Below are 9,662 nucleotides of genomic sequence, written 5' to 3' on the forward strand. Positions count from 1 at the left end.
GTGTATAAGAGACCGCCCCTTTTTGCGGGCACCAGCGGCGTGCTGATGCGCCCGGCTGATCGTGGAGTCGACCGACACCGTCCACTCCACGGCCCCGACGGAGTCGTCGCGGACCTGGACCTGCCCGAGCAGGCGGGCCCAGGTTCCGTCTGCCTCCCAGCGGGCGAACCGTTCATAGGCCGTCTGCCACGGCCCGTAGCGTTCCGGCAGGTCACGCCACGGAGCACCGGTCCGCAACCGCCACAACACCCCGTTGAACACCTGCCGGTGATCACGCCACGGACGACCACGACCGTCAACACCAGGCAGCAGCGGCGCTATCCGCTCCCACGCCGCATCCGTCAACTCACCCCGACCCACCACAAGATCAATTATCAGACAGGTCCTAGCAGGGCCCCGGCGCGGTCGCAGCATCGGCTAAGGCGCAGGACGACCGCGCCGAGCGCTGGCCGTCTCCGTCACAAGACGCCAGCACTTCCAGCATGCCTCGCTGCCCGGCATGGCCGGGAGCAGGTGACCACACCCGACAAGAGGCGCACGCGATGTCCGGGTGGGTCAACTCCACCTCAATGAGCCGCTTCCCCACGTTCGCCAAGGAACTCCGGCTGATCGACCAGGACGCGTATTTCGTCAGAACGCCGGGCTTCGACAAGTGCGACACCTCGAAGCCGACGATCAAGTGCGACATCCGGTAGCACGATACTGACCGCACGCCGCACGTGCGGCCCGGGGTCGGTCACAGGGCCGGCTTCGGGCCGCTCCACACCGGAGAACGGAGACACGCAGTGAGTTCCAGCGGGATCACATGGATAGCCGATGAGGACATCTCCTGGCTCGGCTACTACATCAAGCTGGCCCGGGGCCTGACCGGCGAACAGCTCACCGCCCGCCTCGCCGCCACCGGCGGCCCCGTACCGGTCCAGGCCACCACCGGGCCGCAGGCCGAAGAGCTCATCGACGAGCTCGACGCCGAGCGCGGCGACACAGACAGCATCGCCGTCCGCTACGGCGACCACGCCGGCCTGGGCTTCGCCATAGCCTATGGCCACTGGCCGTCCGTCCTCGGGCCCGCATACCACGACGGGACATCCCGAGACGGGGTCCACGTCTTCGAGCTGTACTACGAGAAGCAGAACCCGAAGGTGCCGCCACCCGCATTCGCCTACTTCCACGACGACCACTACGTGTGCGGCGTCGACATGTACATGAACACATGGTCACAGGAAGTCACCGGCCCCGGCGCCGACCTCATCCGCCCTGACATCATCGCGGCCGGAATCCCAGAGGAAAGCAACAGGGACACGGCGCACCGTGCCTCTCTCGCCGTGCTGGAACAGCGCTTCGAACTGGCACTGCCGCGTAATCTGATCCTCGACGCATCACTGCCCACCGCACTCGTCAGAGGGCAGCAGCCGCGATGAGCCGTCCCGTGATCGCAGGCGGTCCCCAGCGCTCCAGTTGGTTCGGGGTGCGCGCCCACGTGTCCTTGCTTGAAGAGCCGTCGGCCATGCATTTGGCTGGAACGACTATGGGCCTGCCCGCGCTGCTCGCATCAGGCGGCGAGGCGTTCCCGCGCGTACTCGCGCAGCTCGACCATCGGCTGCTCGGCGCGGCTGGCAAGACGGTGGATGAGCGCGGAGACGAGATCGACGCAGCGGGCAGCGCCCGAGTCCAGGGCGGTATCGAGGGCGGCGCGGGCATCGGCGGCGACAGTCGATGTGTCCCTGCCGTGCAGCGAACCTTCGGCTCGGTAGGTCAGGAACACCGCCCTTGTGCGGGTGCGGTGTGGCTGTAGTTCGCTCAGGCCTGTGTCGATTGCGGTGGTCGCGCGGTCCGGTTCGCCGAGGTCGAGCCAGCACCGTCCGGCGTCGGCGTTGACGTCTGCCATCGACATCCAGGACACGGCCGGGGGCGTTGCCTGCGGGCGGATTTGCTCCAGCTCGGCCTCCGCGGATGCCAGCGCACGCTGGGTTCCCTGGCGGTCCTGCAAGACCGCGCAGGCACGAGCGAGGCGCACGTCCAGCAGGGAGCGGGTTGCGGGCGTGCGGGTGCGGGAGCGGGCGTGTTCCAGGGCCTGTACCGCGTCGGCGGGCTTTGACAGCCAGGTGGCCTGGTAGGCGAGGTCGGAGAGGGCGATGGCGGCGAGGTCGCGGTCGTCGGCCTGGTGGGCTGCGTGGACGGCGGCCTGCCAGTGGTGTTGGGCGTCTGCGTGCCGGTCGGCGTCGAAGCGTAGCCATGCGGCGCAGTGCGCCAGTTCGGCGGCTACGGCGTGGAGGCGGCGGCTGGCGGCTGTGGTGTACCGGTCTTGGGCGATGAGGTCGAACAAGATCCCGCACAGGGCCTGCCGGTCGGGCACCCGAGGCCGTCCCTCCACCTGCTTCGGCGGCGGCTCGGGCAGCAACGGCTCGATCAGCGACCAGGGTTCGTCCGACACGATCCACGGCCGCGACTGACGCTTCCCCATGACCACATCACCGAACGATCAAGCCGACGGTCACATGATCAAACCGTTTTTGTTAGAGCCAGTTAGAGAGCATCTGATCACTGTTCAGGCCGTTGTGGCGGTCATGTCCGTTTCGATTCGCCAGGTTGGTGCGGATTCTCCAGTCAGTTCGCGGGACATTTTGTTAGCCATCGCCCAATGGATCATTGCCCGGGATCTGTGGGGCAGGGCTTCGTAGTCGCGGGCCAGGCGGCGGTGCTGCATCAGCCAGCCGAAGGTCCGCTCGATCACCCACCGTTTGGGAAGCGGCTCGAACCCCTTGGCTCGAGGTCGCTGCACTACCTCCACGTCGATGCCGAGCAGGGCGCCGTGGTTGAAGATGCTGTTCTGGTATCCGCCGTCGGCCCAGACCTTGGACACACTGGGATGGTTCGCTGCCAGGTCGTCGAGCAGGAGCTTGCCGCCGGTGGTGTCGTGCACGTTCGCGGCGGTGATGAGGACGGCCAGCACCAGGCCGAGTGTGTCCGTGATGAGATGCCGTTTGCGTCCTTTGATCTTCTTGCCGGCGTCGATGCCCTGGCTGGTCTCGGGCACGTTTGCCGAGGTCTTCAGGCTCTGGGCGTCGACCACGGCCGCGGTCGGCTCGGCACTGCGGCCGTGGGCCCGGCGGGTCTTGTCGCGTAACAGGTCGTGGACGCCCCATCCTGCGAGTGTGCACCCTCGGCCACTCGCACGGAACAACGCCAGGCCCAAAACCCCGGCGAACCTATGCGGTCACAGCACTAGCGTGCTGGACGGGCAGGTGTCGGGGACGGTGCAAAGCCTGCGGAGTGGTAGCAGGGCGCATGGGGGCAGCGAGGTGACACTTCAGTCACAGAGTTCCTGACCCCCGCGAAGCTTAGATGGCCCGGCTCGAGCTGGAGAACGTCAAGCTCAGGGAGTGGCTGAGGGCGTCGGAGCAGACGTTCGGCGAGGTCACGGGCTTCCGCAGCCTGGTTCTGGCCCGGCCCGCCGCCCTGGGGCGGTCGTTCTCTTCCGCGGGGCGTCGCCAGCACGAGCAGAGTCAGCCACCTTCCCGCACCACGGACCATCGTGCTCGGAGTCTGCGCTGACGTGGGCAGCGATGTGGAGGCTGGGCTCCACCAGCAGCTGGAATCTACGCGACACCGCAGGAACTGTCGGTTACTGTCCTGCGGGCGGAAATGAGGAGGCCATGGCACTGGTCAGGAAGGGCTCACGCCGCATCATTGTCGACGGCGTCACCTATCGTTGGAGAGTCCGAAGGCGACCGACTTATGACCAAGGGCTGGTCTGGAGTCCGTTGACTTACGCCATCGAGCAGGCCGAGACGTCAGGCACCACCCTGGTGATCACCACCAATCAACCGCATCCGAGTAACTGGTGCGAGATCGCCGCCAGGCCCGTGTTGCCCGCAGAGGTTGCCGCCACGATCCGCATGGCTCACGCCAAAGGCTGGACGCCCGACGAGCCAGGATCCCCTTTTCTGCTCGACCTATCCCAGGGCTTCGTGCCTGCTGGATAACCAACGCAGTCGCAGTAACCTGCGAGTTCAACATCGGCGGGAACTGCGGCGTCGATGCTCGTTGTGGTCCCCCCTGCTTCGTGATGGGGCGTACCAGGTGGCGATCGAGAGGCGCTCAGAGTGCGGGCCGGGGTTGGTTCGCTCCGCGTGATTCCAGCCGCGCGGCCAATTGACCGGCAAATATCTATCACCGTCTGTGACTGCGGTGCAAAGGTGAGCGTGTGCCAGGTACGCGGGATGCAGTCCGCCAGCACCACGCTCAGCGCCAGGGCCCGTCCGCTCGCGTCGGCACCGCTGGCGGTCTGGCCCTTTTCCTCAACGACCGGGCCGCCCTTGGCGTCGGCGCCCTCCTCCAGGTCGTCTCCGTCGTCCTGCTGCTGACCTCTCCCTTTCGCGCGCTGCGGGAGATCCCTGCCCGCGCGGCCATGCCGCCAGACCGTGAAGGAGTCTCATGACCACCGTGTCCACCACGGCCGCGACGCACTGGGAGCGGCTCTGGACCCAGGGCCGCCGCTACCGGCAGGTCGACGACACCGAGAACGGGTTGTTGGAGGACCACCTCGGCCCCGGCCGCGACCGCCCGGCGCTCGACATCGGCTGCGGCGACGGGTCCCTTGTTCGCCGCCTCGCCGAGCTCGGTTACCGCACGACCGGCATCGACTGCTCTTCCAGCGCCGTCGCGCTCGCTGCCGCCCAGGGCCCTGGGTCCCGGCACGAGCCGGTCTGGTGGTGCATGGACTTCACCACCGACGACCTCAGCGTCCTGCCGGAGCCGGCGTACGCGGTCATCACCTGCCGCCTGGTCTACCGGTGGATCGACGACAAGGCCGCCTTCCTTAACCGCGTTCGCCACCTCCTCGTCCCGGGTGGCATCTTCTGGGTGGTCACCGAGATCGCCGGGCGTCGCGCCGCCTCCGACCCCTTGCAGAGCCTCGCCATCACCCCCGCCCAGGCCGAGCTTCTCACGGCGGGCTGGTCCGCCGTCCACAGCGCCGATCTCGACGTCCTGCGCTGCTACGCCCTGCACCCCTGATCCCCGCCCGCACGGCCACCCGATGGATAATGTGGTGACCACCAGAGGAAATCTCGTGCCCATGATCGGAGTGCTCCCTGGGCCTTCGCTGGCATGCGGCGGTCGCACTGTGCCGGTCACCCGAAACGACGACGGCCGAATCGTCTGGCGGAGGCTGGCGGTGGTGCGACGGGATGTGGCGCTGTGGACGCGTGGATGAACATCCGCGGTTCGTTGGGACAACGCTCGTGGTGATCGACTTCGAGGGCCTTACTCCGGGGGGTCGGACCGTCGAGCCGGTCGAGGTCGCCGTGCTGGCTGTGCGCCCCGTAGGGGGCCGGCTGGTTGAGGTCGGTCGGTCGGTTCGAGGAGCTGATGCCGCCGCCTGCCGATGTGCCCGTGACCGCGATAGATGTCCAGCTCAAGGGCACCACCCTACGGATGCTCTCCTCGGCGGCCCCGGCCGCCGAGGTGATGGCCCGGCTCGACACGCGCCTGTCCGCGCCGCTGTACCGGCTGGTCGCCCACCACGCCTCCACGGAAGCCAGAATCATCGCCCGCCATGCAGATCATTGTCCCGTACTCGCGGCAACACCGCTGCTGGGCACGTTGCGTCTGGCCAAGACCGTGGTGCCCGGGCTCGGCTCCTACGGGCTGGACAACCTGCTCGGCTACTACGGCATCCCCAAGCCAGCCGGACGGCACCGGGCAATGCCGGACGTCGAGGTCACCACCCAGGTGCTGGCCCGACTGCTGGCCGAAGGGAGCGCCGGTGGCCGGTGGCGCACGCTCCTCGAACTGGACGCGGCCGCCGCACTGCAGCCAAAACGACCGGCCACGGACCCGGAAGCAGAGCAGAGGGCACTGTTTTGACCTGGCGCCCTGCCGGAGAGAACGTCGCGCGGCTGGCGTCCCTGGGCCGGCGCCCGTGGGGTTGGCCGTGACAGGAATCCGTTCACGTCCGTTGAGCAGACCGACGCGAAGCGAGGAACGGATCATGACCGCACCGGTGTTCACCGCCCCCGAGCATGCCGAGGACGTCACGCGGATGCGCTGCGCGTTCGCGGATGCGGCCCGCGCCTTCCAGGTCATGCCGTCGGGCCCGGAGGTGTGGGGATGGCGGGGCCGCACGCTCGGGCGGCGCGTCGGTATGAGCTGGCTGCGTGTCGTCTCCGCACTGTCCGAGAAGGCTGGTGGACGGCTGTGGGAGGGCACCGTCCTCGCGGACACGGCCGTGCCGCGGTCGGTGCCACGTCCCCAGCTGCGAGACCTTACGGACTGGACGCGCGGTCCGTATGCGTACCGGGCCGAACTCACCGAGTTCATCACCACACCGGCGGTCGTCGCCGGCAGCCCCGTGCTGGACCGTGACCCCAAGCTGCCGGACGCCTGGTGGCGAGACCTGCGCGCGGCATCGCACGCGCTTGCCACCGTGCCGACCGAACGTGAGGCCGTACGGCAGTCCTGGATCGACCGCAACTTCCGTAGCTTCCTTGGCATCGACCCGCCGCGGATCAGCGACCACACCACTGGGCACGCGGATCTGCACTGGGCCAACCTCGCCGCCCCGGCCTTGATCATTTTCGACTGGGAGGGCTGGGGCCGCATGCCGACCGGCTATGACCAAGGCCTGCTGCACGCCTACTCCCTGCCAGTGCCGGCGGTCGCCGCGCGCGTGCGGCGCGAGTTCGCGGACGTCCTCGACACACCCGCCGGCCGGGCCGGGGAGCTCGTCGCCCTCGGTCAGCTCCTCCAGGCCTGCTCCCGGGGTGTCCACCCCCACCTCGCCCCGCTCATCGCCCGCCGGGCCGAGCACCTCACCGGCGCTCCCGTCCCCGCACCCTGACCGCAATGGCCCCTTAACGGCCGGGAGACCCCGTGTTCCACCCACGCGTCGACGTAGTCGTGCTGTCCATGAACGACCGCCCGAATGAAGAAGCCGCCGCACAGACGACGCTCCTCGCGCAGAGCGGCGTCGACGTCCGGGTGGTGGTGGTCGGCAATGGCTGCCGGCCCGAAGTCGTACCGCCCGGCGCGCTCACCGTGTGCCTGCCCGAGAACATCGGCATCCCCGGCGGCCGCAACGCCGGCGCAGACGCGCTCCGCGACGCGGACGACCCGGCCGACTGGCTGTTCTTCCTCGACAACGACGCGACCTTCCCCTGCTCCGACGTCCTCGCCCGGCTCGTCGCCGAGGCCCAGGGGCATCCCGAAGCCGCCTACGTGCAACCCCGGTTGACCGGCCCGGACGACGTGACCACGCCGCGCCGCTGGGTTCCCCGGCTGCGCGCGAGCCGTCCGGATCGCCCCGGCACGATCACCACGATGACCGAGGGAGTCGTTCTCGTTCGCCGAGAAGCGTTCGACGCGGTCGGAGGGTGGCCGGCCGAGTTCTTCCTGTACCACGAAGGGCTCCAGTTGGCGTGGCAGTGCTGGGCGGCTGGGTGGTCCGGTTGGTACGCCGCCGGGATCCGGATGCACCACCCGCTCACCTCTCCTACTCGGCACGCGCTGTTCCACCGGCTCGCCGCCCGCAACCGGATCTGGGTCGCCTACCGCAACCTCCCCGCTCCGCTCGTCCCGCTCTACCTCGCTGTGTGGACCGCGATCACTCTGGCCCGGGCCGTGCGCACAGGCGGGCTGAGTGAGACGCTGCGTGGCATGCGCGAGGGCTGGACGAGCCGGCACGCCCAGACGCGGCGCCCGATGAGCTGGCGCAGGGTGTGGCGGCTGACCGCCGCGGGGCGCCCGCCCGTCATCTGACCCGCACGCTGACCTCGGGCAGCATCCTCATAGCAGTGATCCGTCGGCCAGCAGCCACCACCTGTCCTCACAGCCTGGCACGGGCGCGGCACCGGACGCCGACGGCGTCGGCGCCCAGGCCCGCGATGCCGCTGCCCATCCGGCCGGTACAGCTCCTCGTCCCGTCCGGTCTCTGCCTCCTGCCTCGACCTGAGACTGGCGCCCTCACCCACACCGGCTACTGGGACACCTCGGAAGGCGGCGCCACTAAGTGTCGACGGGGGACAAGTCGGGGCGGGGCGGGCGGCGGCCTGCTCCCGGGTGAGGGCCCCCGGTCGGCGAGCGCGTCCACCTGAGCGTCCTCCCTGGCGCGGCGTCGGACGGCGATCAGCTTGGGGCAGAGCCGAAGGCCAAGCTGCACCTACTGAAGGATAAAGGTGCAGGTCACAGCCATATTTCCATGTGAGTCGTCCTGGTGCGCTGTTACGCGGCATACTCGGTGCATGGCTGGCATCGAGATCGACGACACCACTGCGGACGCGCTGCAGGCCCTGGCCGACGCGGCGGGGCTGCCGCTGGACGCCTACCTGGCGCAGGTGGCCGAGGAAAAGCGGCGCGAGCGCGCGCTGGCCGAGGGCGCGGAGATCTTCCGGCAGGTCACCTCCGACCCGGAGACGGTCGCCGCGTTCGACGCCGAGTACGGCGCCCCGGAGTCGGCCCGCACCGCCCCGCGGGCGGCCTGACCTATGCCTGCCGAGTACTACGTGGACTATCGGTGGTTCCTGGAACGCCAGACTGAGCTGCTGGACGACCTCGCGGTCAACGACTACTCCGTGTTCGTCGGTCTGGCCGCCCGGCACAAGGTCGACCCGCCCCGCCACGACCAGCACCACCCGGATGCCTTCTGGCGGGCGGCCGTGATGCTGGAGGAGTGCGTCGTCCTGCGCCCGCTGCCCGCTCGCAATGAGCTGTACGGCTTCGGCCTAGCGCGTGTCTCTTTGATGGGTTGGTCAGTTGATCGGATGTGTCCGTCCGATTAGTGATCACTGATGCGATGTGGGACCGGATCGAGCCGCTGATGCCGGCGGATCCGGTCCGCGGGCGGCGGTGGGCCGACCACCGCCGCACTCTTGAGGCCATCGCGTGGAAGTACCGCACCAACTCGCCCTGGCGGGACCTCCCCGACGAGCTCGGCTCCTTCCAGACCGCTCACAAGCGGCTGATCAGATGGGCCGTCGACGGCACCTGGGAGATGATCCTCGCCGCCGTCCTGGCGGCGGCGGACGCCGACGACGACATCGACTGGACGGTGTCGGTGGACTCCACGGTCGTCCGGGCCCACCAGCACGCTGCCGGAGCGCTCAAAAGGGGGCGCCCTCCGGCGGCGAGCCCGCCGATCACGCGCTCGGACGCTCCCGCGGCGGGCTGAGCACCAAGGTCCACCTGGCCGCTGACGGCCGCGCGCGGCCCCTCGCCTTCACCGTCACCGCAGGCCAGGCAGGTGATGCACCCGCCTTCGAGACGGTGATGTCCCGGATCCGCGTGCCCCGCACGGGCCCGGGCAGGCCACGGACCCGGCCCCTGGCCGTTCTGGCCGACCGCGCGTATTCCTCACGTGCCATCCGCGCCCATCTGCGGCGCCGGGGCATCCGTGCGGTCATCCCGCAGCCGTCCGACCAAGTCGGCCATCGTCTGCGGCGAGGCCGACTCGGCGGCCGTCCGCCCGGCTTCGACAGCGAGGCATACAAGCAGCGGAACAGCGTCGAGCGGTGCATCAACCGCCTCAAGCAGTGGCGCGGCCTGGCTACACGAACCGACAAGCTCGCGATCGCCTACCAGGCCGCACTCCATCTCGCGGGCATCCTCATCTGGACCCGACGCTGACCAAAGAGACAGAACCTAGGCCCTCTCGGCGTTGTCCC

Annotated in this window: 12 protein-coding genes and 1 pseudogene; 10 read left to right on the forward strand and 3 right to left on the reverse strand. The window is 69.1% G+C overall.

The window, feature by feature from the left end:
• Positions 1-363, reverse strand: a 363-nt coding sequence (locus CCN42_RS23645) for an IS5 family transposase (RefSeq protein ID WP_107427635.1), incomplete at its 3' end; no start/stop codon positions are given.
• Between the two features lie 179 nt (positions 364-542).
• Between CCN42_RS23645 and CCN42_RS42680 the strand changes: the two genes are divergently transcribed.
• A complete protein-coding gene (locus tag CCN42_RS42680; protein WP_158102121.1) occupies positions 543-695 on the forward strand; it encodes a hypothetical protein in 153 nt (50 codons plus the stop codon).
• Positions 696-785: 90 nt separating this feature from the next.
• Positions 786-1,421 carry a hypothetical protein gene (locus tag CCN42_RS23650; RefSeq protein ID WP_086738621.1) on the forward strand — a complete coding sequence of 212 codons (636 nt, stop codon included), beginning with the start codon at positions 786-788 and terminating at the stop codon, positions 1,419-1,421.
• 131 nt (positions 1,422-1,552) lie between these two features.
• Here the strand turns inward: CCN42_RS23650 and CCN42_RS46190 are convergent, their stop codons facing one another.
• Positions 1,553-2,356, reverse strand: a complete 804-nt coding sequence (locus CCN42_RS46190; protein ID WP_211294782.1) for an NsdA family TPR-like regulatory protein — start codon at positions 2,354-2,356, stop codon at positions 1,553-1,555.
• Positions 2,357-2,548: 192 nt separating this feature from the next.
• Positions 2,549-3,139, reverse strand: a pseudogene (locus CCN42_RS23660) (IS5 family transposase); the annotation flags it as partial.
• Positions 3,140-3,656: 517 nt separating this feature from the next.
• On the opposite strand from CCN42_RS23660, the gene CCN42_RS23670 reads away from it, so the two are divergent.
• The 8 genes from CCN42_RS23670 to CCN42_RS23705 all read left to right on the forward strand — a co-directional run bounded on the left by CCN42_RS23670 (position 3,657) and on the right by CCN42_RS23705 (position 9,624).
• On the forward strand, positions 3,657-3,986 hold the full coding sequence (locus CCN42_RS23670) for a hypothetical protein (RefSeq protein ID WP_086738626.1): 330 nt from the start codon (positions 3,657-3,659) through the stop codon (positions 3,984-3,986).
• Between the two features lie 451 nt (positions 3,987-4,437).
• Complete coding sequence (locus CCN42_RS23675) at positions 4,438-5,019, forward strand: class I SAM-dependent methyltransferase (protein ID WP_086738627.1); 582 nt, start codon at positions 4,438-4,440, stop codon at positions 5,017-5,019.
• Between the two features lie 378 nt (positions 5,020-5,397).
• Complete coding sequence (locus CCN42_RS23680) at positions 5,398-5,871, forward strand: 3'-5' exonuclease (RefSeq protein ID WP_245877434.1); 474 nt, start codon at positions 5,398-5,400, stop codon at positions 5,869-5,871.
• 124 nt (positions 5,872-5,995) lie between these two features.
• Positions 5,996-6,844, forward strand: coding sequence for a hypothetical protein (locus CCN42_RS23685; protein ID WP_245877435.1), 849 nt, complete (start codon positions 5,996-5,998; stop codon positions 6,842-6,844).
• Between the two features lie 68 nt (positions 6,845-6,912).
• Complete coding sequence (locus CCN42_RS23690) at positions 6,913-7,761, forward strand: glycosyltransferase family 2 protein (RefSeq protein ID WP_086738633.1); 849 nt, start codon at positions 6,913-6,915, stop codon at positions 7,759-7,761.
• A gap of 482 nt (positions 7,762-8,243) precedes the next feature.
• On the forward strand, positions 8,244-8,483 hold the full coding sequence (locus CCN42_RS23695; protein WP_086738629.1) for an antitoxin MazE7: 240 nt from the start codon (positions 8,244-8,246) through the stop codon (positions 8,481-8,483).
• A gap of 3 nt (positions 8,484-8,486) precedes the next feature.
• Positions 8,487-8,780: a toxin Doc gene (locus CCN42_RS23700; RefSeq protein WP_245877436.1), complete on the forward strand. Its 294-nt coding sequence runs from the start codon at positions 8,487-8,489 to the stop codon at positions 8,778-8,780.
• A protein-coding gene (locus CCN42_RS23705; RefSeq protein ID WP_211294784.1) for an IS5 family transposase occupies positions 8,765-9,624 on the forward strand; the annotation gives its coding sequence in 2 pieces (ribosomal slippage) (positions 8,765-9,125 and positions 9,125-9,624; 861 coding nt in all). The genes CCN42_RS23700 and CCN42_RS23705 overlap by 16 nt, the downstream gene beginning before the upstream one ends.
• Positions 9,625-9,662: the final 38 nt, after the last annotated feature.

It is taken from the genome of Streptomyces glaucescens (genome assembly GCF_002154375.1).
GTDB classification, from domain to species: domain Bacteria; phylum Actinomycetota; class Actinomycetes; order Streptomycetales; family Streptomycetaceae; genus Streptomyces; species Streptomyces glaucescens.

Bases quoted from the DNA above. Each gene is read 5' to 3' on its own strand.
- CCN42_RS42680 (WP_158102121.1), top strand. From the start codon at position 543: ATGTCCGGGTGGGTCAACTCCACCTCAATGAGCCGCTTCCCCACGTTC.
- CCN42_RS23670 (WP_086738626.1), top strand. From the start codon at position 3,657: ATGGCACTGGTCAGGAAGGGCTCACGCCGCATCATTGTCGACGGCGTC.
- CCN42_RS23675 (WP_086738627.1), top strand. From the start codon at position 4,438: ATGACCACCGTGTCCACCACGGCCGCGACGCACTGGGAGCGGCTCTGG.
- CCN42_RS23685 (WP_245877435.1), top strand. From the start codon at position 5,996: ATGACCGCACCGGTGTTCACCGCCCCCGAGCATGCCGAGGACGTCACG.
- CCN42_RS23690 (WP_086738633.1), top strand. From the start codon at position 6,913: ATGAACGACCGCCCGAATGAAGAAGCCGCCGCACAGACGACGCTCCTC.
- CCN42_RS23695 (WP_086738629.1), top strand. From the start codon at position 8,244: ATGGCTGGCATCGAGATCGACGACACCACTGCGGACGCGCTGCAGGCC.
- CCN42_RS23700 (WP_245877436.1), top strand. From the start codon at position 8,487: ATGCCTGCCGAGTACTACGTGGACTATCGGTGGTTCCTGGAACGCCAG.